Origin of the sequence: Desulfonema magnum (assembly GCF_017377395.1) — a bacterium.
Classification (GTDB): Bacteria; Desulfobacterota; Desulfobacteria; order Desulfobacterales; family 4be13; genus Desulfonema_C; species Desulfonema_C magnum.
Genome location: NZ_CP061800.1, coordinates 2677479 through 2702119, shown reverse-complemented (window position 1 = coordinate 2702119; position 24641 = coordinate 2677479). Strand labels below are relative to the sequence as shown.

Sequence of the window (24641 nt, the reverse complement as noted above, 5' to 3'; positions counted from 1 at the left end):
TTATTTTCGCAAGTGCTGAGTTTTTTCCGGAGTGCGAAAATTTTATTTTCGCAAGTGCTGAGTTTTTTCCGGAGTGCGAAAATTTTATTTTCGCAAGTGCTGAGTTTTTTCCGGAGTGCGAAAATTTTATTTTCGCAAGTGCTGAGTTTTTTCCGGAGTGCGAAAATTTTATTTTCGCAAGTGCTGAGTTTTTTTCCGGAGTGCGAAAATTTTATTTTCGCAAGTGCTGAGTTTTTTTCCGGAGTGCGAAAATTTTATTTTCGCAAGTGCTGAGTTTTTTCCGGAGTGCGAAAATTTTATTTTCGCAAGTGCTGAGTTTTTTTCCGGAGTGCGAAAATTTTATTTTCGCAAGTGCTGAGTTTTTTCCGGAGTGCGAAAATTTTATTTTCGCAAGTGCAAAAATAAAATTTTTGCACTCCGGATCATAAATTTCTTCCCATTTCAAAGAAAGGAGTATTTATGCGTATTCGTTATGTTTTTACAATGTGTTGTCTTGTTTTGGCAATCCTTGTTTTTCCCTCCGCATCTTACTGCCTGTCTCACGGAACAGATGCGGAAGCTTTCGCCTACATAATGGAGGAGGACGGTTCGGGCCGGAAACTTCATCCGATACAGGAAAAGCAAAAGATTTATAATGAGGCATGGTTGCAGAATCTTTTGCGGACCAGACCTGATATCCTGCCCATCGCAGATATTGACCCGGTTTACTGGCCCATGATACCCATCGGATATGAGGTGTCAACAGATACGGGCCGGATTGACAATTTGTTTATCAGTCATAGCGGCCATGTGATTCTGGTGGAAACCAAGCTTTGGCAGAACCCCGAGGCAAAAAGAAAGGTCGTGGCACAGGCCATTGACTATGCCAGTTCCTTATCCGGATGGACTTACAATGAACTGAACATTGCCGCTAAAAAATACCTCAAAAAATACGAAACCACTGAATCCGATCTGGCGGACTGGGTGGAGAAGCAACTTGGCCCACCGGCCGGAGGCAAACCTGCTTTTATTGCAAAGGTCACAGAAAATCTCCAAGCCGGACGTTTTCTCACCGTCATCGTCAGTGACAAGATCAGAGCGCCTGTCTTTAAAATGGCGGACTATCTGAATAACTATCCGAATCTCGGTATCAAATTCGCACTCATAGAACTCAAAGGATATTGGACAGAAACAGATGCGAACTGGCCCCTGCTTATTGTGCCTCGCATTGCAATCAACAGACCTTGCCCATCTACACCTCCGCCTCCGCCTCCGCCTCCGATTGGTTTTTGGACAGCGTTAAAAAGAAACGCTCCGGATAGTTATGATAAAGTCAGAAATCTTGTTGATGAGTATCGGAAAAAAGATGGCATTGAAATTGTTGTCAAGCAAACTTTGCATGTAAGGTTCACGATTCCGCAAAACGGACGAAAAGTCTCTGTTTTTTATGTTGATAAAAAAGCGAGACTTGGTGTCTGGCCCAAAGATATCGCGGGAGATATGATTTTGCAGACAAAACTCGCTTCTGAGATCATCAGAAACTATGACGAAAAAATGAAGAAAATTCTGAACATGCCTGAGAAACGCATCAAGCTTTCACGCCATATTGACGAGGTGGATATTCATGAATTCAAATCAGCGGTTGATGAATTCATGAAAAGAATTCAAAACGCTGATTAGCGGGGAATTGTCAAACTGTAAGTTTGACTCTCCGGATTTTGTCCGTATCACCTAACCTTAAAGAAAGGAGTATTTATGCGTATTCGTTATGTTTTTACAATGTGTTGTCTTTTTTTGGCGATTCTTGTTTTTCCTTCCGCATCTTACTGCCTGTCCCACGGAAAAGATGCGGAAGCCTTCGCCTACATAATGAAGGAAGACGGTTCGGGCCGGAAGCTTCATCCGATACAGGAACAGCAAAAGATTTATAATGAGGCATGGTTGCAGAATCTTTTGCGAACCAGACCTGATATCCTGCCCATCGCGGATATTGACCCGGTTTACTGGCCCATGATTCCCATCGGATATGAGGTGTCAACAGATACGGGCCGGATTGACAATCTGTTTATCAGCCATAGCGGTCATGTGATTCTGGTGGAAACCAAGCTTTGGCAGAACCCCGAGGCAAAAAGAAAGGTCGTGGCCCAGGCCATTGACTATGCCAGTTCCTTATCCGCATGGACCTACAATGAACTGAATCTTGCTGCGAAAAAATACCTCAAAAAATATGAAGGCGTTGAGTCTGAATTGGCAGACTGGGTGGAGAATCAGCTTGGCACTCTCGATGGCGGCAAGCCTGCCTTTATTGCAAAGGTCACAAAAAATCTCCAAGCCGGGCGTTTTCTCACCGTGATTGTCAGTGACAAGATCAGAGCGCCTGTCTTTAAAATGGCGGACTATCTGAATAACTATCCGAATCTCGGTATCAGATTCGCACTCATAGAACTCAGCGGATATTGGACAGAAACAGGTGCTGACTGGCCTTTGCTTATTGTGCCTCGCATCGCAATCAGACCTTGTATAGCTAAAACTAAAACTAAAATCACAACTGAAGAAGAATTTTGGGAGATGTTAAAGGAGAATGTTCCGGAGAGTTATGAAAAAGCCAAAAGTATTGTTGATGAGTACCGGAAAAAAGATGGGATTAAGATCGTTGCCAAACCAAATTTGCATGTAAAATTCACGATTCCGCAAAATGGACGAAAAGTCTCTGTTTTTTATGTTGATAAAAAAGCGAGACTTGGTGTCTGGCCCAAAGATATCGCCGGAGATATGATTTTAAAGACAAAACTCGCTTCTGAGATCATCAGAAATTATGACGAAAAAATGAGAAAAATTCTGAACATGCCTGAGAAGCGCATCAAACTTTCACGCCATATTGATGAGGTGGATCTTCATGAATTCAAATCAGCGGTTGATGAATTCATGGAAAGAATTCAAGGTGCAAATATAACTGCTGAATAAAAATTCGTTGTGCGGGACAGGGTTTGCAACCCCGTCCGGTAATTAGAGTCCCGCAATTATAGCCTACGGAGGAGAATTTCAATTTTGCCAAAGAAATGGTCATATGACAGAACTTATTTTTTTGATGAAGGCATTCAGTTTGAGTGCCAGGGCTGCGGCGTCTGCTGCACAGGAAGCCCCGGAACCGTGTATGTTGACAAATCGGAAATTGCATGTATAGCAGAATTTTTGGGTATTTCTGTCCCGGATTTCACAAAGAAATATCTCTATCCTTACAAAAACAGCCATACCATCAGAGAAGACTCAGAGTGGCGGTGTCTGTTTTATGACAACGGATGTGAGATTTATCCGGTAAGACCCATGCAATGCAGAACATTTCCGTTTTGGTTTGACAATCTGCGATCCGAGGAAAAATGGAAAAGGATTTCTCAGGAATGTCCGGGAATAGGATGCGGGCCTCTTTATTCCAAAGAACGCATATTGGAAATCGTTCAACCCACATTTGTCATATGACACCAATACCACACTCGTTCCCAGGCTCTGCCTGGGAACGCATACACAAGGCTCTGCCTTGCGTGGCAGCTTCATGTGAATCATAAGCCACACTGAGATACATGAGGCAGAGCCTCCGGTATGCGTTCCCAGGCAGAGCCTGGGAACGAGTAAGCTGCTCCGAGATACATGATGAGGCAGAGCCTCCGGTATGCGTTCCCAGGCAGAGCCTGGGAACGAGTAAGCTGCTCCGAGATACATGATGAGGCAGAGCCTCCGGTATGCGTTCCCAGGCAGAGCCTGGGAACGAGTAAGCTGCTCCGAGATACATGATGAGGCAGAGCCTCCGGTATGCGTTCCCAGGCAGAGCCTGGGAACGAGTAAGCTGCTCTGAGATACATGATGAGGCAGAGCCTCCGGTATGCGTTCCCAGGCAGAGCCTGGGAACGAGTAAGCTGCTCCGAGATACATGATGAGGCAGAGCCTCCGGTATGCGTTCCCAGGCAGAGCCTGGGAACGAGTAAGCTGCTCCGAGACACATGATGAGGCAGAGCCTCCGGTATGCGTTCCCAGGCAGAGCCTGGGAACGAGTAAGCTGCTCCGAGATACATGATGAGGCAGAGCCTCCGGTATGCGTTCCCAGGCAGAGCCTGGGAACGAGTAAGCTGCTCCGAGATACATGATGAGGCAGAGCCTCCGGTATGCGTTCCCAGGCAGAGCCTGGGAACGAGTAAGCTGCTCCGAGATACATGATGAGGCAGAGCCTCCGGTATGCGTTCCCAGGCAGAGCCTGGGAACGAGAATTTTTCAAGAAAAATAATTATATTGAGGTGACACAACATGGATATTCCTGAAACCTTAAATGCAAACTATATTGACGCACAATATCAGTTATGGAAAACGGATCCTGACTCAGTTTCCCGGGACTGGCGATTTTTCTTTGAGGGCTTTGAACTGGCCGGAGCAGCAAAGCCGGATGACGCGGCTTCCACCTGCACCGAAGATCAGGCATTACGGCAATCCCGTGTGGAGGCACTTAAATATCGGTACCGGGATGTGGGGCATTTACTGGCATGTCTGGATCCGTTGGCCGCGTGTCCGATAAGTCATCCGCTTTTGGATATCTCCGCATTCAGGCTCACGCCTGATGATCTGAATGAGGAATTTTATACCCGGCGGTTTTCCCAAACCCGGCGGGCACCCCTCCGGGACATTATTCAGATGCTCCGGGAAACTTACTGCCGCTCCGTGGGTGCGGAATACATGCACCTCCAAGACCCGGAGGAACGCGGCTGGCTACAGGACCGTATGGAGCCGGTTCGCAATCACCCGAGTTTGGAACCCGAGGCAAAAATCCGAATTCTGAACAAACTTTACCAGGCGGCCCTGTTCGAGCAATTCCTCAATAAAAAATACATGGGGCAGACCCGTTTTTCTCTTGAAGGCGGAGAATCCCTCATTCCCATGCTGGATGCGCTTCTCCTGCATGTTTCCGGCGAGAATTGCAAGGAGATTATCCTCGGGATGGCGCACCGGGGACGCCTGAATGTTCAGACCAATATTCTTTACAAATCTTACGAGGAAATATTTCGTGAGTTTATCAATAGCTATGATCCGGATACACTCGTGGGAGCCGGAGATGTGAAGTACCACAACGGATATCTCGCTGACATTAAACTTGCAAATAATCAGATGCTCCGAGTTTTTCTTGTCAATAATCCGAGTCATCTCGAATCTGTGGATCCCGTGGTTGAAGGCATTGCCCGTGCCCGGCAGGATTTACCGGACAGAGAGAGACGAAATCAGGTGTTGCCCATCCTGATTCATGGCGACGCGGCTTTTGCCGGACAGGGCGTTGTCGCTGAAACCCTTAATCTGTCTCAGTTGGACGGTTACAGCACTGAAGGTACGATTCATATCGTAATTAACAACCAGATCGGTTACACCACGTTGCCTGAGAACGCACGCTCCACCCGATATTCCACAGACATCGCCAAAATGCTCATGGTTCCCATTTTCCATGTCCATGGCGAAAATCCCGAAGCGGTTGTCCATGTCATCAGACTTGCCGCGGATTATCGGATGACCTTTGGCAAAGATGTGGTCATTGACATGATTTGCTATCGCCGGTACGGTCATAATGAAGGGGATGAACCCTATTTCACACAGCCTCAGATGTATGACAGAATTCGGGAACGTTCCCCGGTTCATCACATTTACGCCCAGAAGATGCTTAAAGAAGGTGTGGCCACAAAGGCAGAAACAGAACACATTGAAAACGAGATGAACCTGTGTCTGGCGGAAGCGTTTCAGGCTGCCCAGGATAATCCCCGCGTCTTACCCCGGACTCAGTTTTATGAGAACTGGGAGGAATTTCACGGTAACTACTCTCATGAGCCGCTGAAAACCGGTGTGGCAGAAGAAAAACTCATCGCATTCGCCCGCCGGTTGAATACAGTTCCGCGTGAATTCTCGGTTCACCCCAAGCTGCAACGTCTCCTGGACAAACGATTGGAAGCTGTTGAAAATGGAAAAGGCATTGACTGGGCAAATGCCGAGGCGCTGACCTTTGCATCTATTCTCGCTGAAGGGGATCCCGTGCGTCTGAGCGGTCAGGACAGCGGCCGGGGAACCTTCAGCCAGCGTCATTGCGTGCTGACAGATACCAAAACCGAGACGCATTTTGTTCCGCTGAATGCTGTTGCTGAAAATCAGGGGGTTTTCAGTGTGTATAACAGTATGCTGTCCGAAGCCGCTGTCCTGGGGTTTGAATACGGATACTCCGTGACACAGCCCCGGGGACTTGTTATTTGGGAGGCGCAGTTCGGAGATTTTGCCAATAATGCCCAGGGCGTTATTGATCTCTACATTGTCAGCGGAGAGTCCAAATGGCAGCGTCTCAGCGGTCTGGTCATGCTGCTTCCTCACGGATTGGACGGGCTTGGCCCGGAGCATTCCAGCGCCCGCCCCGAGCGATTTTTCCAACTGTGCGCGGACAATAACATCCAGATTTGCAATCCCACCACGCCCGGGCAGTATTTTCATCTGCTCCGCGCTCAGGCAAAGCGCAGTTTCCGGAAACCGCTTGTCCTTCTCTCGCCCAAGAGTCTTCTGCGTCATCCGCTTGCAGTTTCAGAACTGTCTGACATGAGTTCCGGACATTTCCAGGAAGTGCTGGATCATGAGGATAACCCTGACGCCCCGAGGCGAGTTATTTTTTGCAGCGGAAAAATTTATTATGATCTGTTGCAACGTCGAGAATCCCTGAAAGCTGACACCATTGCCGTTGTCCGCCTTGAGCAGGTTTATCCGTTTCCCCGAACGCAATTGGAGAAGGCGGTGGAAAAATACCGTCAGACAAAACAATGGGTCTGGGTGCAGGAGGAGCCTGCCAATATGGGGGCCTGGAATTTTGTCGCGCCTCGCCTGGAAACACTTACTGAAACGCCCATCGCATATATCGGCAGAAAAACATGTTCCAGCCCGGCCACAGGTTTTTCAAACATTTATAAAGAGGAACAGGCTTCGATTATTGAACAGGCTGTGGGAGCATCTTCTGACAAAAGCTGATCAGTCAGCAGCCGCTTAGGAATAATACACAAGTTCGTAGTTCCGCCTTTAGGCGGTCTGTCTCCTTGCAGAAGTCTGTATGGGAGCAAAGACCGCCTAAAGGCGGAACTACGAACTGCAACGTGCAAGGAGTAATCATGGAAACAGAGATCAAAATTCCCAGCGTCGGAGAATCAGTTCAGGAAGCCATTCTTGCTGAGTGGTATAAACAGGACGGCGACAGGGTTCATAAAGACGAACCGCTTTTGGTGATTGAGACAGACAAGGTGACACTGGAGATCGTGGCAGAGGCGGACGGCATATTAAAGATAATGGTGTCTGAAGGCGAAACTGTTGCAATCGGAGCGATTGTCGGTATCATAGACACGGCTGCCGCATCTGACACAGCAGAATCTCCGCCAGCAGAGCCCGAAGCAAAATCGCCGCCTGCGCCATCTCCTGAATCTCCAGCGGAAGAACCAAAACCAGCAGAGCCTGTCGTTGTTTCTTCAACACAGCAAATTCTCTCACCGTCGGTGCGCCGCGTCATTGCCGAGAAGAATCTTGACGTTGCAAAAATCATTGGTACCGGTCCCGGCGGCAGAATTACTAAGAGTGATATTCTGCTCTACGAAGAGTCTTTGGTCTGCGATCAGCTTCCGCTGGCGGCTGAGGAGAGGACACCAAAAGCTGAACCTGAGCAAATCATCCGCAAACCCATGACACCGATTCGCAAACGCATTGCTGCCCGGCTCCTGGAATCCAAGCAGAACACAGCTATGCTGACCACTTTCAACGAAATTGACATGAGCCGTGCCATGGAGATCAGGACGCAGTACAAGGAAAGTTTTCAGAAAAAGCATGGCGTGTCACTGGGGTTTATGTCTTTCTTTATCAAAGCCTGCGTGGAGGCGCTCAAAGAATTTCCTGAACTAAACGCGTTTATTGAGGACAGCGATATTGTCTATCACAATTACTGTCATATCGGCGTTGCCATCGGGGCTGAACGCGGTCTGGTCGTGCCGGTCATCCGCCATGCTGAAAATCTGAGCTTTGCCGAACTGGAACAGGCCATTGTTGATTATGTGGCAAAAATCAGAGAGAATCGCCTGGAACTGGCCGACCTCGAACGCGGAACATTCACTATCAGCAACGGCGGCGTGTATGGGTCTTTGTTAAGCACCCCTATTTTGAACATCCCTCAGAGCGGCATCCTCGGTATGCACAAAATCGAGAAACGCCCTGTGGTGATTGATGATCAGATTGTCATCCGCCCCATGATGTATGTGGCCATGAGTTATGATCATCGCATTGTTGACGGCAGAGAAGCAGTCACATTTCTGAAACGCATTAAGGAATGTGTTGAAAATCCGGAACGAATCATGATGGAAGTTTGAATAATTGATAATTGATAATTATTTACTTCTCATTCTGAAGGGGGAGTTTATGACACTGAGAGAAAAATACGATCTTGTTGTTATTGGCGCTGGGCCTGGGGGATATGTGGCTGCTGTTCGGGCGACTCAGCTGGGGCTGAGGGTGGCCTGTGTTGAAAAATCTGCCCGTCTGGGCGGGGTCTGTCTGAATGTGGGATGTATTCCGAGTAAAGCCTTGCTTGATTCCAGCGAATATTTTCATCTGGCAAAAGATCATTTTGCAGATCATGGCATTAAAATTGGCGAACTGCGTCTTGATCTGTCCGCGATGATGAAGCGAAAAGAACAGGTGGTTGAAGACCTCACAGGACAGGTGAGAAAACTTCTGGAGGGGAACAAGGTTGATATCATTCATGGTGCGGCAAAGCTTGCAGGTTCGGATCGTGTGGCGGTCACGAATGAGGATGCCGGCGATGTTGCGATGCTGGAGGCAAAAAATATCTTACTGGCAACAGGAAGCACGCCATTTGAGGTTCCGGGACTTGGTTTTGACGGAAGATATATCGTCAGTTCCACTGAGGCGCTCTCTTTTGATGCAGTTCCCAAACATCTGGGGATTGTGGGCGGCGGCTATATCGGGCTGGAACTGGGGTCTGTGTGGCGGCGTCTGGGTTCTCAGGTGACGGTCATTGAGATGCTTCCGAAAATCGCTGCCACGCTGGACGGACAGGTTTCCCGGTCTCTGGAGCGGATTCTTAAACAGCAGGGGTTTGAATTCCGTATGGGTACAAAGGTTTCCAAAGCATCTGTTTCAGATGACAAAGTTCGGGTGACGCTGGTAAAAGATGGCAATGAAACATCTCTGGATTGCGACCGGCTGCTTGTAGGTGTGGGCCGAAGACCATTAACAAAAGGGCTGGGCCTGGAGGAACTTGGCATAGAAACAGATTCTCGTTCCGGGCAGATTCTGGTGGATGAGGCGTATCGCACCAATATTTCCACTGTTTATGCGATTGGTGATCTTATCCCTGGGCCTATGCTGGCGCACAAAGCCTCAGCCGAAGGGATCGCGGCTGCCGAATGTATGGCAGGGCTTCCGGGTGAGGTGAATTACGACGCGATTCCCGCGGTGGTTTATACCTGGCCCGAGGTTGCCAGCGTGGGACTGACCGAGGAACAGGTCAGAGAACGGGATATTCCCTATTGTATTGGAACCTATCCTTTTTCCGGCGCGGGACGCGCCCGGTGCATGGGAGAAAAAGACGGCTTTGTCAAGCTCATCGCACACGCCAAAACAGACCGCATCCTCGGGGTGCATATTATCGGTCCCCGTGCCGCGGACATGATCGCTGAATGTGTGCTTGCGGCGGAGTTCGGTGCGAGTTCCGAAGATATCGCCCGCACCATTCACGGCCATCCCACCTTTGCCGAGGCGCTTCAGGAAGCAGCCATGGCGGTTCGGAAATGTTCGATTTATGCGTCATAAGCAACCGGATAAGGTAGTGTTCCAAAACTGGACTTGTCCCAATATTTACAGAATTGATTCAGAGAGTTATAAGGTTTAGCTCCATTTTTAGAACACTACCCCGGGTAAAATAATACAGAAAAGAGGGGATTGAACCACGGATTTAGACGGATTACAGCGGCATCCGTGTAAACAGGGGATCCGTATGCGGACTGCCGAAATCGGAGCCTCCCCTAAATCCGTTATAATCAGAAAAAACTTAATGATCCGGCCATACTTACCACCTAACACTTAACACTTAACACTTTAAAAAAAAGGTGCAAAAATGAAACTGACCCGAACAAAATCTTTTAAGACCTTTATCAAACCCTTATGGGAAAACAACCCCATATCTGTTCAGATTCTCGGAATATGCTCGGCCCTGGCAGTGACCGTGCAACTGAAAACTGCCGCTGTCATGGCCCTGTCACTGACCTTTGTTCTTGCTTTTTCGAGTCTGATTATTTCTCTGATGAGAAATCTGATTCCGAGAAATATCCGCATCATTGTCGAACTGACTGTTATTTCAACTTTGGTGATTCTTGCGGATGAAATTTTGAGAGCTTTTTTGTACGACATCAGCAAACAGCTTTCTGTTTTTGTGGGGCTTATCATCACAAATTGTATTGTCATGGGAAGGGCGGAAACGTATGCCCTGGGCAATCCGCCGCTGCCATCATTTTTAGATGGCATCGGCAACGGACTGGGATATGGCTCTGTTTTAATACTTGTCGCATTTATAAGGGAACTTCTGGGAGCGGGCAAAGTCTTCGGATTCAAAGTGATTCCCCAGTCCTTTTATGCGGCAGGATATGAGAATATGGGGTTTATGCTTCTGGCCCCCGGGGCTTTTATTGTGATAGGACTGCTGGCCTGGCTTCAGAAGACAGTTGCAAAGGGCTGACAACGAAGATTGCCAAGGACATTTTCGGCACCCTTCATTTGTCAGTTCACACTTTACTGTAGAATAATTTGCAACATTGTTCTACAGATCGAAAAATTTGTGAACTAAGTACCTAACCATAAGTTTTTGATATCCGCCCGAGGAAGAAACCCGGCTTTTTTTTCTGGAATGATCCGCCGCCGCTGAAAGAAAAAGCCGGGTTTCTCCGCTGTTCGCAGAAAAAAAGATGCATAAAAAACTTTTGATCGGGTACTTACTTTTCAGCTTCTGTGAAAGATGCTGATTTTTCCATCTCTTGATTATAAAAAAGAGGAACTCAATAAGCACTTGAATAAAAGCATTATAATTCAGAAATGCTGACCATTTTTTCTGAATTTTCATCATCAGCATGCAATATTTTTTCCATGGTTCCGAACCAGGGAAGCCTGTGTTTTATTTTTCCGAAAAAAATATGAACGAGGATGTAAAGGGGGATAAATGTGAATGTGTAGCCGACCGAATCACCGATTAAAGGCACATGGCACGGCAGGAAAAATTCCACCTCAAGAAAGCGTGTCTGCATCCATCCCAGGGCAAAGGGGATGGGCCATAAAGATGAAATTCCCATGGCAATCTGTGCGAAAAAATACTTGCCAAAGGCATCGTTTGCCTCTTTGTTACACGCATTGTACGCGGCTTTGTCTTTTGCCGCAAGCGCATACATCGAAAGATTATGCATCCTGACCATTGCTTTGTTATCCTGGTCAATCTGTCTTTTGTTAAACCAGAAAGCCGCATAAAGGGTTATCTGTCCAAATATCACACAGACAAGGGCCAGAAACGATGTTCCCAGGAAATACCCGATGATGGGCGTTTCAGGTATCCGGTAAAACCATATCAGAAAACTGTCAATTTGGATAAAAGTGGTGTGAATCATTATGGGTGTTAGGTGTTAAGTGTTAGGTGTTAGGTGTTAGGTGTTAGGTGTTAGTGTTAACTCGATGATCAGTTTTCTGACCTGATTCGAACAAAAAGCTTGTCATTCCTGCGAAAGCAGGAATCCATTTTTTGGCAGATGCGGCGTTTCGGAAGCAGTGGATTCCTGCTTTCGCAGGAATGACAAAAAAAACTTGAACATCGAGTGTTAAGGGATTTTAACATGCTGAGTTTAAGTTAAGAAACCGGATTTGTATGAGAAATCCGGTTTCTTCAGGTCTTCAGCCTTCAAGTTTCCAGTTTCGAGTTTCCAGTTTCACTAAAACGGCGGTACGATGCTGTAGCCGAGGAATCCCTTTGTTGTATAGCGAAGTCCCACATAAACCGCCAGCACCACAAAGAGCCGTTTGAGCCAGATATCCGGTATATATTTTGAGGTTCTGGGGCCGATCATGGAGCCGACAAAAATGCCGATCAGCTCAATGCCGATCAGGGGCCAGTATATTACTATCCCTTTTACGACCATGTAAGTAAAGATGCTTATGATCATACCCACAAGAACGGTCAGCGCGGATGTTCCGGCAACTAAGAACATGGGAAGATTGGCAATGCTTGTCAGAAATGGCACAAACAGAAAACCGCCGCCGATTCCCAAAAATGAGGCAACTGCGGCGATAAAAAATCCGCCAATAACAGGGATGATGGGCTTGAAACTGAATTCCACGCCGTAAAACGTAAAGGTGATGCTACCGAGTCCCCATTTTGTGACCTTTACGCCTTTGTCTTCCACAGAAAGCTCTCCGTTTTTCTGTTTAATATGCGCTTCCTCAAATGCCTGGGCAGCAGCTTTGGCTTCTTTCTTTTTGGCCTGTCCTTTGGGTGTAGTTTCATAGAAAAGGAACCCGCCGATGATAAACACAATCAGTCCGAAATAACCGATATATGCTTTCAGAGATATCTTTCCGGCGGTGATAATGGGTACAAGGATACTTCCTCCCACAGAACCGATAGCCAAAGCAATTCCCAGGGGCAACACCAGCCGGCCCATTTTGTAATAGTTGAAACTCGAAACAGCGGCACTCAGACCCACCATCCACTGGTTCGAGACCCGGATGCTGTCTGTGATAAATTTATTTAATGTGGGCGAGGTCTGTTTGAAGGTCTTGCCGTAATTTGCCAGACCAAATACGGTGATATGTCCCACCCCTGCCATGATGCCGCCAAATGCGCCCACGGTGGAGAATATCCAGCCGACCCATATTGCCCAGAGAAATCCGATAATCATCATGGGCTTGGGTGCCCCGGGGATTCCCAGAAAACCGGGGTCCGCTTTGGGGTCAATCTGTCCGGCACCGGTACCCTGAGGCGTTTTTGCAATGGCATCCTGAAGCTTGTCCGCATAAGCTGTGTTGGCCAGCAGCAAAGGGGAAACAACAGAGACAACAAACAATGATACACAAAAAACAGTAAAAAGAACTCTCAGATGTTGGTTCATCAATTTTCCTCCATAAAATTAATAAATTAAATCATCACAAAGACTGATAATCTGTCAGGGAGATTCTGAAAAAACAGCTAATAAGTAGCTAACCATAAGTTTTCGATATTTGCCCGGGGAAGAAACCCGGCTTTTTTCCGGAATGCTTTGCTGACCCTGAGGGAAAAACCCGGGTTTCTCCGCTGTTCGCAGAAAAAAAAAAAGTATAAAAAACTTTTGATCGGGTACTTAACAGCAACTCCCTTCATGCTCCGGTTTCGAAGCATGAACCCAGTGTATTTTTATCATATTTTTACTTGGCAGATTCTGTTCTGAATTTTCCGCAACATTGCCCGAAAAAAATTGGATTTTTTCAAAAAATCCGATTTTTCCGCATGACAAACTTTATGTTAAAAACGCTGTATGCAGGAGATTTCCGGAGTCGGAACAGCGCATAGCAATATGCGGAAATGCGCCCGCCTGTCAAGTTGTTTATCACCTCCTTTCCTAAAAGTCAGCTAAAGTCAGCAGATCGAAAATCTTTTCCGGAGAACAAAAAAACGCTTCGCTTAATTTCTGTACTCCGGATTTATGAAACTTTTCGACCTGTGCGGTTATAATTTTTGTAGGGTGGGTGGAGCGAAGCGGAACCCACCGAAATTCAGTAAACTCCGGATTTATGAAACTTTTCGACCTATGCGGTTATAATTTTTGTAGGGTGGGTGGAGCGAAGCGGAACCCACCGAAATTCAGTAAACGGTGGGTTCCGCTTCGCTCCACCCACCCTACAGATTTTTTTAATTTCAAATAGTTATGTTTAACCGCACAGGTCGAAACTTTTCGATCTGCTGAAAGTGAACTAAAATGAGCTAAAGTTAAAAAGTTTGTTTCAAAGTAATCGGATTTTTTCAACAAATTCGATTACTTTGCCTGATAACTTTTATGTTAAACGCTCTGGTAAATTGAAATTTATGTTTTTTTCATGTAATCATCTATGGCAGCATGCAACGTCTGAGCCGCTAGCGATGCACAATGGATATGATCTTCCGGAAGCCCGCCCACGGATTTCTGAATCATATCCGCGTCAATGTCAAGTATCTCTTCGGGTGATTTTCCCTTTGCAATGTCCGCGGCCGCGAGAACACAGTTAAAGCTGTATGCACAGCCGCTTGTCCAGTGGGAGGTCTTAACCACTTTGTTCTTTTCAAACTGAAGACGAATCTCCATTGTATCCCCGCACGAGCCTGTAATGCAGGCTTTGGCGTCCGGATTGTCAAGACGGGGATTCAGCCAGTAATAAACAGCGAACCATATCCCCACAACCACAAACATAAGGACGGTTCCGGCAAGCAGTGTCAATAACATAAAAATTGATAATTGATAATTGATAATTGATAATTAGAAATATAGGGTGGGTTCCGCTTCGCTCCACCCACCCTACATTTTAACTTCAGAGTGCCAACGCTTCCTGCTCTGTAATTTCCTCATCATGGGCTTTCACAAGCGGATGTTTCCCATAAGGCTGAATAACGTGGATCATAAAACAGGCTTTCATACATGCCTCATCGCATGAAGGCCCGTATTCGATACACCGCTGATGATCTATTCTTACCAAGTCATTTTCAAGAGATATCGCATTGGCAGGGCATGCTCTGATACAGGACTGGCAATGAAGACATCCGGATGAGCATATCTCGTGGGTCTCCTTTGCACCGGCTTTGCTGCTACACCGGACAATGACTCTGGCATTCCGGGGAACAAGACTGAAAAGTTCCTTGGGACAGGTGTTCGCACATATGCCGCAGCCTACGCAGATTTCCGGATCAACAACCGGGAAATGGTGAACCATGGTGATCGCGTGAAAAGGACATGCTCGCTCACACTCGCCAAAACCGACACAGCCGTACTGGCAATCTGTTGGCCCGGCAAAGGCCAGATTCGCGGCAGAACAGTTCCCATATCCGATATAGTCATACTTTTCATACCCGGTTCTCAGGCATCTTGCACAGTGAACCACTGCCACAGCCCCTTCGGCTGATCCGACTTCTTTTCCGGTGATTTTTGCCACTGCCTCCGCAACTTCTCCCTTTCCCGGAAAACAAAGATTCGGCGGAACATCCGGATTTGTGACCACGGCTGACGCATACGCTTCGCACCCGGCAAAGCCGCATGCACCTCACTGTCCTCCGGCCAGGACTTCCTGAACCGCCTCGACTCTGGGATCAATCTCAACCGCAAATTTATGAGCGGCAAGCCCCAGCCCTATACCGAAAAAAATGCCGATACTCCCCAGGACGGCCAATCCTCCCAGGGCCATTTTGATATATAACGGATCCATTTTTCTCCTCTTCTTATTAAAATTAGGGATTCGGAAAAAACGCATTGACTCACGAGAATTCTCAAGGGAGTGCGGAAATGGAGCCGCTAGGCGGAATTTTCGCAGCCCCCGCAAAGAGCGAAAATTCCGCCTAGCGGCTCCATTTCCGCACTCCTTTCCACTCCCTTTTTCTGAGACCCTTAAACCTCCTCCCGTGGGGCGGAGGATTTACCAATCCCCCGAGAGCGTAAAAAAGACGCTTCCTCGCCTCTTGCCCCTCGCCTCTCGCCTCTCGCCTAAAACAACGACATCCCTGAAAACCCCATAAATGCAAGGGCAAACAGCCCCGCCACGATAAAGGCAATGGGAAGCCCTCTGTATGATTCGGGAATATCGGCAAATTCGAGGCGCTCACGCACAGATGACATCAGGAAAAGTGCGATGAGAAACCCGAGTCCGGCTCCCAGGGCCAGCATGAGGCTTTCCCAGACGTTATATTCATTATCCGCGAGAATCAGGGGAACAGCAATGACAATACAATTTGCAATCACCAGCACCAGATAAACCCCGAATGCGCTGAAGAGCGCGGGATTCACTTTTCTCAGAATGGTGTCAACCCCCTGCACCGTCAGAGAGACCAGACCGATGAACACAACGATCTGTAAGTAATCCAGCCGGAAGGGTTTTAACACAAACTGATAGAAAAACCATGACATCAGGGACGCGGCAACGATGACGATGGTAAAGGTGACACCCATTCCCACGGCAGTTGACTTTTTTCTGGATGTGCCGAAAAACACACAAAGCCCCAGATACTTTGAAAACACAAAGTTCTGGATGATCATTGCTCCCATCAGAATGGAGAAAAGGTATCCGATGTAGAGTTTGTTCACGGTAAGATACGCAGTCCCCTGGGAGACACCGTCAGCGATGATCTCCTTTAATACGACCTTATGGCTGACATCCTGGGAGATGGGTTCTTCCGTATGAAGGGTCAGGGTCATTTTGTCAGGACTGAGAACCACGGATCTGATATCTGACAGGATATCCGGATCAGGTTTCTCATACACGGAGAAATTGCCCATGTTTGCCGCCCATGCCTCATCAACAGGCCCCGCAAAGGTGATCATGATCTCATGGGTGTCCTTAAACACCGCCTTTTTTACAAAACGATGCTCTGTCCGGCATCCGCAAAAAAGAAGCAGACATATGAAAAAGGTGACAATCCGCAGGTAATGATTTAGCAAAGCCGAAGTGTGCGTTTTATGATCAAACATTTTTATCATACGACCTTCTCCTCCTTTCTTCTGCGGCTGTAGAGGGTTTCCGCATAATTGAAGATCGCCATCATAAAGCCCACCGTGAAAAATCCCGCGGCAGGCAGGACAAAAAAGAGAAGCGGACGGAATCCCAGTATATCGTAACCAAGGAGCGTTCCCATGCCTAAAATTTCCCGAATCGCACCCAGCACGACCATTCCGAACATAAACCCGAACCCCATTCCCATACCGTCCCAGAACGACGGCGCGAAATCATTCTTACAGGCAAAAACCTCCAGACGCATGGTGATGATCGCAAACGCGACAATAAGTCTGACAAATATCCCCATGGCCTTATACGCGACCGGCATGTATGCCGCAAGCACGAGATCAATCACCGTGACCCAGGTGGCAATGGTCAGGGTATAGGTCGGAATCCGTATCCGGGGATGGATATGATTTTTAATAAGTGAAATGGTACAGCTTGAAAACACCTGAACAAACAGCACCGCAATGCCCAGGAGAATACCGTTCATCACCGTGGTGCTGATCCCCACAGCCGGACACATGCTTAATGCCAGACGAAATATGGGGTTTTCATTCAGAAGACCATTAACAAATAACTGCTTATTGGTTTTTGTAGTTACTGGCATAATCAATTTCCATTGTAAGAGGCGAGGGGCAAGGGGTAAGGGGCAAGGGGAGATTTGTGATTTGTCCCTGGCGTTTCATGTCTCATTGTGAGCGAGCCTCTCGCCCCTCGCCCCTCGCCCCTCGCCCCCATTCTTCAAATCACCGAGTGAATATCCTTCTCAGAGATCACCCGATCCAGTATTTTTATCCGATAGACAAATTTCTTTACCATACGCTTCAGGCCGTTTGTCACGCAACTGCTGGAAATCGTGGCTCCGGTAATCGCATGGATATCCGCATCCTGATATTTTTTTCCTATTCCGGCCATATCTTCCTGGGAAATCTTTCTCTCCAGATATTGCCTGTATTCCTCGGGGAGCGGTTCTTTGATGACTTTCAACTGCCTGAGTTTTTCAAAGGTCTTTCCCTTAAACTGGTTTTTAAAATATTTCTTTTCGATCTCACCGCCCAGTCCGGGATCTTCCTCATGGGCCATAATCTCCAGTCCGAGGATATTGAAATCCGCGTCCAGCGCGGCCATCGCATGGATAAATGTCTTAAAACCGGGAAATTCTCCAGGTAGCAGATACGCGACCCGCTTGTCATTCAGCTTCGCGATAATCATCGTATCCGCATACTTTGCCCGCTTCTGAGAACCGAGCGCATTTGCTATGGCTGTGCCGCGATCCTGTTCTTCCCTGGCTGCTTCAGGCAGGAGGTCAAGTTTGTGCTGATCTGTGAGTTTTCCTTTAAGGTCAATGATCAGCAAATCATATGCTGTGCGGGTATCCTGTTTCACCGGAACCATGTATCCCAGATAAGTCTTATCGTTATCCTCAATAATATAGCGGTAAACATTATACAGGTTCAGATCTGCTGTGGAAAACTCGGATTTCTGAGGAGGTTCCGGTTCCAGCAGGCCGAACATGGTTTGCTGCATATTCAGGTGTTCATTCTGTTTTTTAGCTTTGGCAGTGAGAATAAAGACCCCGCCCATGACACTCCCCGCGACCAGGCAGGAAATGGTCAGAGCCACGGTAATTTTTATAATCTCTTTCATATTTTCGCGCCTTCGGAGAAACGTTTGGGCCGGAACCATTGATCCAGCGCCGGGGTTAATGAATTCATCAGCAGGATGGCGTAACAGATCCCTTCGGGATATCCCCCTTTCAGGCGGATGAGAACGGTGAGTGCGCCGATCCCCGCGCCGAATATAAGCTTGCCGGTTTTCTGGGTAGGTGAGGTGACATAATCCGTTGCCATGAAAAAGGCACCGAGCATCACGCCGCCGGAAAGCACCGCCACCAGCGGATTTCCCGTGAACAATGTTTCTCCTCCGAAAATCCAGGTTAAAACCCCCACAGACAGGATCAGAGATATTGGAATATGCCAGGTAATATATTTTTTCCAGATCAGAAAAATCCCGCCAATGAGAAGAAGCAGAGCAGATGTCTCTCCGATGCACCCTGGCCTTAATCCGATAAAAAAGTCTGTATAAATGGCTGACATGGATCCGAATTTTTCCATAAAAGCTGACATGCCGTAATGTTTTAAAACATACAGGGGCGTGGCCGCGGAAATGGCATCAACACCGGCCCCCGCATACTTGAAAACCGAGGCGTCTCTTATGGGTTCCAGCCAGGCCGTGGTCATTGCCACCGGATAGGTGGCAACCAGAAATGCCCTGCCAATCAGCGCGGGGTTGAAAATATTGAATCCCAGCCCTCCCATCAGCACCTTTGTGACAAAAATCGCCATAATTGCAGCCGGAATGGGCATCCAAAAGGGAACGCCCGGGGGAATCACATACGCCAGAAGCAGGCCCGTGATCACCGCGCTGCCATCCTTTACCGTAATCGGCCGCGACAGAAGCTTCTCAGATATGGCCTCGGTCGCGACACAGCTCCCCACACTCATCAGGGTAATGTACAGGATCTGAAATCCGAACACAAACATGGACAGCACCAGGGGCGGTATCAGACATGCCACAACCGTCCACATGATTTTTGCCACCGTGACATCCTGCTTTATGTGCGGTGAAACGGATACAAATAAATCTGTTCTAATCATCTTCATCCACTGATTAAGCTGTTAAATGTAAAATAATGTTCCAAATTGTTTCAGGCTGTTTCCAGAAAAGAATATCCCATTGGATAAGATTTCCCTGCCGTTCCCTGAGCTTGTCGAAGGGAACGGCAGGGAAATCTCGCCCGCCACATATTCAGAGAACCAAATTCCGTAGCAGGATGTTTTTTATTGAAAATCACCTTAGTGAAACCTGTTTTTAGTGAAACCGGACAGAAACTGAGATGTCAGGCCTCTTCCTTCCTGCCGCTCACCACCACAAAAGAGCCTTTGCCATGACCGGGGATGACAGGTTCATTACTTGTGATCTCGGACAATGGCTTAAAAAGCGTCTGTCCGAAGGTCAGATTCACAAATCCGGCCTGCGTCATAAGCCCGGCAAGCTCGTCAACAAAGAAAAATCTCGCATCCTTGTAAAACACATTCTCTTTCTGACGGCTTAAATAAATTTGTCCTATCCTGCTCTCGCGGTCCACAAAACCGATAATCAGACATCCGCCATAAGAGAGAACCCGATAAGCCTCAGCCAATGCCTTGTTTATGTCATCAACAAAGCAAATTGTGGTAACCATCAGAACAAAGTCAACACTCGCATCCTCAAGGGGCAGGTCCTCAGCCACCCCGTTCAGAACCTGAATACCTCGTTTTTCAGCAATCTTCGCCATGTGTTCTGAGGGTTCCACACCAATTTTAATTCCCAAGGGTCCGGCAAATCGTCCGCTACCAACTCCGATCTCCACGCCATGTCCCGGGCTTGGCATCATGGCTTTCACAGCCCGTAATTCAGCCTCATAAACCCGGGGATATTTCTCAAACCACTCTTCGTATTGATCCGCATATTTTTCAAAAGGGGATATTTTCGGCATAACCATTTTTTCTCAAGTTATTTTTCTGATCATAACGGAGTTAGGAGAGGGCCAACCAAGCCCTGTAAGGGCGGCATATTTGTAGCAAGTACCCGATCAAAAGTTTTTTATACATCTTTTTTTCTGCGAACAGCAGAGAAACCCGGCTTTTTTCTTCAGGGGCGGCGGATCCTTCCGGGGAAAAAGCCGGGTTTCTTTCCCGTTCGAATATCGAAAACTTATGGTCTGGTACTTAGCTGCGAATATGCCGCCCCCACGGGGCTTTATCGCCCTCCCCCAACTTACCCTTTTTCGCTGTGAGCAGGCCGATCATGGCCGTTTAAGGGCGACCCAGGGCAGTTTGCCCCTCGCCCTTTAGCCTCTCGCCTCTCGCCCCTTTACCCCCCGAGTATCCTCGCCTGTTCCGACAACACCGATTTAAAGCGGTCAAGGGTCACAGAATAGCCCTGCATCGGAATCCCCATCCAGTCCGAGTACTCCAGAAATTCTTCGGGATGTTCTGCCATATACTGATCAACATACCCGATAGCGTCAAGCACGACAGCCCCTCCGGTGTGCCTGGGAAAATTCTCATTGGCAAGCCCTTTATCCCATCCCTCAAAGACTTTATGCCGGAATTTGATCCAACCCGGTACCATCCACCAGACCTTTTCTCCGCCCGCGACCTCCTGGGCGATCCTTTCCCGTTCAGCTTCGTCAGCGATCATATCCATGCAATGGGTCGCATCCGTTCTTGCCACGCCCGGGCCCTGCTCCTGAATAATTTTCTGCATGGTGCGGGTGGGTTCATCTGCATTCACATAACAGAATTTTCCACCATATACCACAAGAATTTTTTTCGCCTTTTCCCGGGCTTTGGCAATCCTTTGAAGGAGCTGGCGTTCCAATTCATGAATATTTTCATGCAGCCCGGGTGTGGTAAAAAACATATGTTTAGTATCAAGAAAACCTTCTTTTTTCAAAAAATTCAATTCCGGACTCAGTGTGCCGCAAGCAACAATGGCAATATCAGAAAATGATACAGTTTCCATACAGATGCCTCCTTTTCTTAAAAAATAAGATAAGCATAACTTAAAAGCAAAAAAGTTAAACACATATAAACGGCCATGACCTGCCGGTCATAACGGACAATGAAAGCCGGCCCCAGCTTCTTTCCTATAAACGGCCATGATCTGCCGGTCACAACGAACGATGAAAGTTTTGCAGTTTTTCCTAACACTTAACACCTAACACCTAACACCTGACACTTAACACATTCATATAAACAGTCATAAGTGGTCAGCTCACAACAAAACATGAAAGAATTTTCAGTAGATCGAAAAGCTTCTCCGGAGTGCAAAAATTAAGCGAAGCGATTTTTTGCGTCTTACCGGAATTCTTTAAATATCCAGAGCAAAAAACCGCTTCGCTTAATTTTTGCACTCCGGATTTATAAAAATTTTCGACCTACTGACTTTTAAATTTTAACTTCAGTCACTTCAGCTCACTTCAGGCACTTTGCTCTGTCAAAGAATACAAGTTCAGTGCGCCTCTTGGGCATTGCGCCACACAAGAACCGCAGCCAATGCAACATTCCGCATCAATGCTGGCGATCTCATCAACAACAATGGCCCCCACCGGGCAGACATCCTCACATGTCCCACAGCCTGCACACTTGTCCGAATCCACAAAGGCTTTGAAATCCGAGGATGTGCCTGTCTCAATCGCTCTGATGCGTTTCTCCAAATACAAAATCTGAGCCTGAATGTCCCGCTCCTGAGCTTTGAGCGCATCAAGCTCTTGTTCCCGGGTGATTTCGGTTTTTGTCTGTGAGTCCTCAGCAGGTCCGACTGGCGAGCGAGTCCATGAATCAGGAACCATTCTTTTTCCTGCCATCCTCCTGCCGTATCCCCTGCCCCGTCCCGACTGACGCTGGGACCCACAGCCCCCTCTGCCTCTCTGACCCGCCGGAATACCTCTTACCATTTACTTTCTGCCTCCCTATTTCTGATGTTCCTCATCCTCTCGCCTCTCGCCCTTCGCCTCTCGCCCCCCTCAATACCTCAAAGCCAGCTCATACCCCGCATGAACCGCGCTGAAAACATCTTTCACTTCGTTCGCGTCTCCGATGATTTCCATTTTGGGAGCGGCACTGCTCACCTCATTATCAGGTCCCGGGGCTGACAGCATACCGGAAGCCAGGATCACAGTCTGAAAAGCGTCCAATGATTTTTTCTCTCCGTCCTGTTCCACATCAACCTTGTCCGCGAAAAATTCTTTAACCGTGGTGTGAGGCATCAGTGTCACATTCTGCATCTGGTCAATCCGCATCAGTGCCAGTTTCTTGGTGATCATCTCCATCATGCTGCCTATGGGGTCTGTCCGTTTTGTCGCCACCACATCAAACCCCTCCTTGCCCAGCTTTTCAGCAATCTCAAGCCCGGCTCTGCCAGCACCGACGACCAAAACTCTGGGGCCTTTTACCGCTTTTGCTCCCTGGAAATATTCTAGGGATGTCATGACATGCTGATGTTCAAGCCCTTTGATTTCCGGGATATTCTGAACCGCTCCCACGGCCCACACCAAAAGATCAGGCTGAATCTCTCTGACAAGGTCCGCGTCCGCGGTCCTGTTCATGAGGAGAGAAGCACCTCCGGATTTCACAGCGCGTTCAAGAGATTCCAGTCCCTGTTTCATTTTTTCCTTTCCAGGAGCCTGCCATGCAAGAGAGAATTGCCCTCCTATGGCATCTGTTTTCTCGGCTAAAGTCACCTCATGCCCCCGTGTGTCCATGTACAATGCCGCACTCAGTCCGGCAGGACCGCCTCCGGCAATCAGGACTTTCATGGGCGTGTCTGTACGCGCCAACGGCGGCAGACCCACCGCGGGATTCAGGTTGCAGCCCAGAGATACACCGCTCTTCATACGATGGAGGCAACCCTGGAGACAATAGCCGCAATACCTGATGTCCTGATCTGCCCCTTTTTGCCATTTTTCCGGAAGATCAGGATCCGCAATAAGGGGCCTTCCCAGTGCCACAAGCTGGGCAAGTCCCTGGTCCAGAAAGCGGATGACCTTCTCCTTCCTGCCCATTCTGCCGGCCGCGAGCAGCGGGAGCGATGTATTTTCACGCACCCAGGACAGGGCATCGGTCTGGGGTTTATCCGGAAGGGCCGCATGGTGAAAATACCACGGCGGACTGAAGCAGGCATTCCCCATGCCGACGTGGATGAGGCTGATTTTCTTTTCCTCGGCCAATTTCAGGAGCGGCAGCAGGTCATCCGGGCTGATGCCGAATTCCGGTGACATCTCATTACCGGAAATCCTCAGAATCAGAGGAATGTTACCGGCGTTTTCTCTGACTTTTGAAATGGCCTCCCTTGCAAACAGAGTGCGATCCTGACCATAGCGATCTTTCCGCGTGTTCAGTTTTCCGTTCAAAAATTGCGAGATGAGATAACCGTGTCCGCCCTGGATTTCTATGACATCAAATCCTGCCTGCCGCGCTTTTTCCGCGGCAGTTCCGTAACCGTCAAGAATGGCCTGGATATCCTGTTCGGTGATTTCCTGAGAGACATTTCCCTCTCTGGCAACACATGTCATCACAGAGGGAGCTTTGGGCGCGCCGCCGATAAGCTTGGGATTGGCTGCCGCGCCGCCATGATTCAGGTGAAGGCAGGCAAGGCGATTTTCCGCGTGAATGACATCCGCAATCTTCCGGAGTTGGGCGGCACTCTCAGGAAGATGGACGCAGGGCTGTTTGGGATGTTCCTTGCCATCGGCAGTGACAGATACAGGCTCAATAATTATCAGTCCCGGACCGTTTTTCGCAATCTGTCTGTAAAACGTCAGTTGGCGGTCTGTCACCGTGCCGTCAGGATTGCCATATCCCAGCTTGATCGGGGGGAATACAAACCTGTTTGCGAGTTCCAAATCACCCAGTTTAAATGGCGTGAACATTCTTTCCATGGTGTATCTCCTTTTGTTGAAAAGTTATTTATTCCTTCCTTTCTCTGACCAATTCCTTAAACGATTTCCGGAAAAAAGCATACCGGAATATTTTCTGAGTTCGTCGTTCCGCGTTTAGACGGTGTGAGACCGCGTAAACGCGAAACGACGAACAGGTATATTCATTCTTGTCAATCGCCTTAAAATCAAAAGTTACGTGGATATTTCATGAGGAGCCAGAAGATTTTCTGTTCCGCCAAAATCCTGAATATGGACAATGGCCTCACGGGCGGTTTCTCCCCATCTGATGCCGTTTGCCTCTATCAGTTCAGGAATGACGCTTTTATCATCGGCTCCTTCCACAAGCAGCTTTTTCCTTTTTATTCCTGCGGACATC

General features: G+C 48.1%; 21 protein-coding genes and 1 pseudogene. 7 read left to right on the top strand and 15 right to left on the bottom strand.

What is annotated here, in order from left to right; genetic code table 11:
- The first annotated feature begins 459 nt into the window (after nt 1-459).
- The 3 genes from dnm_RS10865 (at nt 460) to dnm_RS10855 (ending at nt 3456) form a co-directional block, all read left to right on the top strand.
- On the top strand, nt 460-1659 hold the full coding sequence (locus dnm_RS10865; protein WP_207682672.1) for a hypothetical protein: 1200 nt from the start codon (nt 460-462) through the stop codon (nt 1657-1659).
- A 75-nt stretch (nt 1660-1734) separates the two neighbouring features.
- Nucleotides 1735-2943: a hypothetical protein gene (locus dnm_RS10860; protein WP_207682671.1), complete on the top strand. Its 1209-nt coding sequence runs from the start codon at nt 1735-1737 to the stop codon at nt 2941-2943.
- A gap of 84 nt (nt 2944-3027) precedes the next feature.
- Nucleotides 3028-3456 carry a YkgJ family cysteine cluster protein gene (locus tag dnm_RS10855; RefSeq protein WP_207682670.1) on the top strand — a complete coding sequence of 143 codons (429 nt, stop codon included), beginning with the start codon at nt 3028-3030 and terminating at the stop codon, nt 3454-3456.
- Here the strand turns inward: dnm_RS10855 and dnm_RS10850 are convergent.
- A complete protein-coding gene (locus tag dnm_RS10850) occupies nt 3449-4186 on the bottom strand; it encodes a hypothetical protein (RefSeq protein ID WP_207682669.1) in 738 nt (245 codons plus the stop codon). The genes dnm_RS10855 and dnm_RS10850 overlap by 8 nt on opposite strands.
- Nucleotides 4187-4275: 89 nt before the next feature.
- Here dnm_RS10850 and dnm_RS10845 point away from each other — a divergent pair, with 89 nt between their 5' ends.
- The 4 genes from dnm_RS10845 to dnm_RS10830 all read left to right on the top strand — a co-directional run bounded on the left by dnm_RS10845 (nt 4276) and on the right by dnm_RS10830 (nt 10768).
- Nucleotides 4276-7005 (top strand): 2-oxoglutarate dehydrogenase E1 component, encoded by a 2730-nt coding sequence (locus dnm_RS10845; RefSeq protein WP_207682668.1) that lies wholly within the window; start codon nt 4276-4278, stop codon nt 7003-7005.
- Between the two features lie 137 nt (nt 7006-7142).
- Nucleotides 7143-8381, top strand: coding sequence for a 2-oxoglutarate dehydrogenase complex dihydrolipoyllysine-residue succinyltransferase (gene odhB, locus dnm_RS10840; protein ID WP_207682667.1), 1239 nt, complete (start codon nt 7143-7145; stop codon nt 8379-8381).
- Between the two features lie 49 nt (nt 8382-8430).
- On the top strand, nt 8431-9846 hold the full coding sequence (lpdA, locus tag dnm_RS10835; protein ID WP_207682666.1) for a dihydrolipoyl dehydrogenase: 1416 nt from the start codon (nt 8431-8433) through the stop codon (nt 9844-9846).
- A gap of 304 nt (nt 9847-10150) precedes the next feature.
- The gene (locus dnm_RS10830) at nt 10151-10768 is read left to right on the top strand and encodes an NADH:ubiquinone reductase (Na(+)-transporting) subunit D (RefSeq protein WP_207682665.1); all 618 of its coding nucleotides are present in this window, start codon (nt 10151-10153) and stop codon (nt 10766-10768) included.
- Nucleotides 10769-11108: 340 nt separating this feature from the next.
- On the opposite strand, the gene dnm_RS10825 is transcribed toward dnm_RS10830, so the two are convergent.
- From dnm_RS10825 to dnm_RS10760, 14 genes and pseudogenes are all read right to left on the bottom strand, one after another.
- Nucleotides 11109-11684, bottom strand: coding sequence for a hypothetical protein (locus dnm_RS10825; RefSeq protein ID WP_207682664.1), 576 nt, complete (start codon nt 11682-11684; stop codon nt 11109-11111).
- A 318-nt stretch (nt 11685-12002) separates the two neighbouring features.
- Entirely contained in the window at nt 12003-13178 is a 1176-nt protein-coding gene (locus dnm_RS10820; protein WP_207682663.1) for a sulfite exporter TauE/SafE family protein, read from the bottom strand.
- A gap of 948 nt (nt 13179-14126) precedes the next feature.
- Nucleotides 14127-14522 (bottom strand): iron-sulfur cluster assembly scaffold protein, encoded by a 396-nt coding sequence (locus dnm_RS10815; protein ID WP_207682662.1) that lies wholly within the window; start codon nt 14520-14522, stop codon nt 14127-14129.
- A gap of 85 nt (nt 14523-14607) precedes the next feature.
- Nucleotides 14608-15324: pseudogene (gene rnfB, locus dnm_RS10810) on the bottom strand (RnfABCDGE type electron transport complex subunit B); the annotation flags it as partial.
- Nucleotides 15325-15333: 9 nt separating this feature from the next.
- Entirely contained in the window at nt 15334-15495 is a 162-nt protein-coding gene (locus tag dnm_RS31840) for a hypothetical protein (protein WP_207682660.1), read from the bottom strand.
- A 275-nt stretch (nt 15496-15770) separates the two neighbouring features.
- Entirely contained in the window at nt 15771-16760 is a 990-nt protein-coding gene (locus tag dnm_RS10800; RefSeq protein WP_207682659.1) for an electron transport complex protein RnfA, read from the bottom strand.
- On the bottom strand, nt 16757-17386 hold the full coding sequence (rsxE, locus tag dnm_RS10795; protein WP_207682658.1) for an electron transport complex subunit RsxE: 630 nt from the start codon (nt 17384-17386) through the stop codon (nt 16757-16759). Before rsxE ends, dnm_RS10800 begins: the two co-directional genes overlap by 4 nt.
- Nucleotides 17387-17520: 134 nt before the next feature.
- Nucleotides 17521-18426, bottom strand: coding sequence for an FMN-binding protein (locus tag dnm_RS10790; RefSeq protein ID WP_207682657.1), 906 nt, complete (start codon nt 18424-18426; stop codon nt 17521-17523).
- On the bottom strand, nt 18423-19436 hold the full coding sequence (locus tag dnm_RS10785; protein ID WP_207682656.1) for an RnfABCDGE type electron transport complex subunit D: 1014 nt from the start codon (nt 19434-19436) through the stop codon (nt 18423-18425). The genes dnm_RS10790 and dnm_RS10785 overlap by 4 nt, the downstream gene beginning before the upstream one ends.
- Before the next feature lie 242 nt (nt 19437-19678).
- Complete coding sequence (locus tag dnm_RS10780) at nt 19679-20317, bottom strand: class I SAM-dependent methyltransferase (protein WP_207682655.1); 639 nt, start codon at nt 20315-20317, stop codon at nt 19679-19681.
- Between the two features lie 377 nt (nt 20318-20694).
- Complete coding sequence (locus dnm_RS10775) at nt 20695-21348, bottom strand: DUF1638 domain-containing protein (protein WP_207682654.1); 654 nt, start codon at nt 21346-21348, stop codon at nt 20695-20697.
- A 457-nt stretch (nt 21349-21805) separates the two neighbouring features.
- Complete coding sequence (locus dnm_RS10770) at nt 21806-22282, bottom strand: 4Fe-4S binding protein (RefSeq protein WP_207682653.1); 477 nt, start codon at nt 22280-22282, stop codon at nt 21806-21808.
- A 69-nt stretch (nt 22283-22351) separates the two neighbouring features.
- Nucleotides 22352-24265 carry an oxidoreductase gene (locus tag dnm_RS10765; protein ID WP_207682652.1) on the bottom strand — a complete coding sequence of 638 codons (1914 nt, stop codon included), beginning with the start codon at nt 24263-24265 and terminating at the stop codon, nt 22352-22354.
- 192 nt (nt 24266-24457) lie between these two features.
- Nucleotides 24458-24640, bottom strand: coding sequence for a DUF3226 domain-containing protein (locus dnm_RS10760; protein WP_207682651.1), 183 nt, complete (start codon nt 24638-24640; stop codon nt 24458-24460).
- Nucleotide 24641: the final 1 nt, after the last annotated feature.

Bases quoted from the DNA above. Each gene is read 5' to 3' on its own strand.
- dnm_RS10800 (WP_207682659.1), bottom strand. From the start codon at position 16,760: ATGATAAAAATGTTTGATCATAAAACGCACACTTCGGCTTTGCTAAAT.
- dnm_RS10765 (WP_207682652.1), bottom strand. From the start codon at position 24,265: ATGGAAAGAATGTTCACGCCATTTAAACTGGGTGATTTGGAACTCGCA.
- dnm_RS10790 (WP_207682657.1), bottom strand. From the start codon at position 18,426: ATGAAAGAGATTATAAAAATTACCGTGGCTCTGACCATTTCCTGCCTG.
- dnm_RS10850 (WP_207682669.1), bottom strand. From the start codon at position 4,186: ATGTATCTCGGAGCAGCTTACTCGTTCCCAGGCTCTGCCTGGGAACGC.
- dnm_RS10775 (WP_207682654.1), bottom strand. From the start codon at position 21,348: ATGGAAACTGTATCATTTTCTGATATTGCCATTGTTGCTTGCGGCACA.
- odhB (WP_207682667.1), top strand. From the start codon at position 7,143: ATGGAAACAGAGATCAAAATTCCCAGCGTCGGAGAATCAGTTCAGGAA.
- dnm_RS31840 (WP_207682660.1), bottom strand. From the start codon at position 15,495: ATGGATCCGTTATATATCAAAATGGCCCTGGGAGGATTGGCCGTCCTG.
- dnm_RS10845 (WP_207682668.1), top strand. From the start codon at position 4,276: ATGGATATTCCTGAAACCTTAAATGCAAACTATATTGACGCACAATAT.
- dnm_RS10770 (WP_207682653.1), bottom strand. From the start codon at position 22,282: ATGGTAAGAGGTATTCCGGCGGGTCAGAGAGGCAGAGGGGGCTGTGGG.
- dnm_RS10815 (WP_207682662.1), bottom strand. From the start codon at position 14,522: ATGTTATTGACACTGCTTGCCGGAACCGTCCTTATGTTTGTGGTTGTG.
- lpdA (WP_207682666.1), top strand. From the start codon at position 8,431: ATGACACTGAGAGAAAAATACGATCTTGTTGTTATTGGCGCTGGGCCT.
- dnm_RS10825 (WP_207682664.1), bottom strand. From the start codon at position 11,684: ATGATTCACACCACTTTTATCCAAATTGACAGTTTTCTGATATGGTTT.
- dnm_RS10830 (WP_207682665.1), top strand. From the start codon at position 10,151: ATGAAACTGACCCGAACAAAATCTTTTAAGACCTTTATCAAACCCTTA.
- dnm_RS10760 (WP_207682651.1), bottom strand. From the start codon at position 24,640: ATGTCCGCAGGAATAAAAAGGAAAAAGCTGCTTGTGGAAGGAGCCGAT.
- dnm_RS10860 (WP_207682671.1), top strand. From the start codon at position 1,735: ATGCGTATTCGTTATGTTTTTACAATGTGTTGTCTTTTTTTGGCGATT.
- dnm_RS10780 (WP_207682655.1), bottom strand. From the start codon at position 20,317: ATGCCGAAAATATCCCCTTTTGAAAAATATGCGGATCAATACGAAGAG.
- rsxE (WP_207682658.1), bottom strand. From the start codon at position 17,386: ATGCCAGTAACTACAAAAACCAATAAGCAGTTATTTGTTAATGGTCTT.
- dnm_RS10865 (WP_207682672.1), top strand. From the start codon at position 460: ATGCGTATTCGTTATGTTTTTACAATGTGTTGTCTTGTTTTGGCAATC.
- dnm_RS10785 (WP_207682656.1), bottom strand. From the start codon at position 19,436: ATGATTAGAACAGATTTATTTGTATCCGTTTCACCGCACATAAAGCAG.
- dnm_RS10820 (WP_207682663.1), bottom strand. From the start codon at position 13,178: ATGAACCAACATCTGAGAGTTCTTTTTACTGTTTTTTGTGTATCATTG.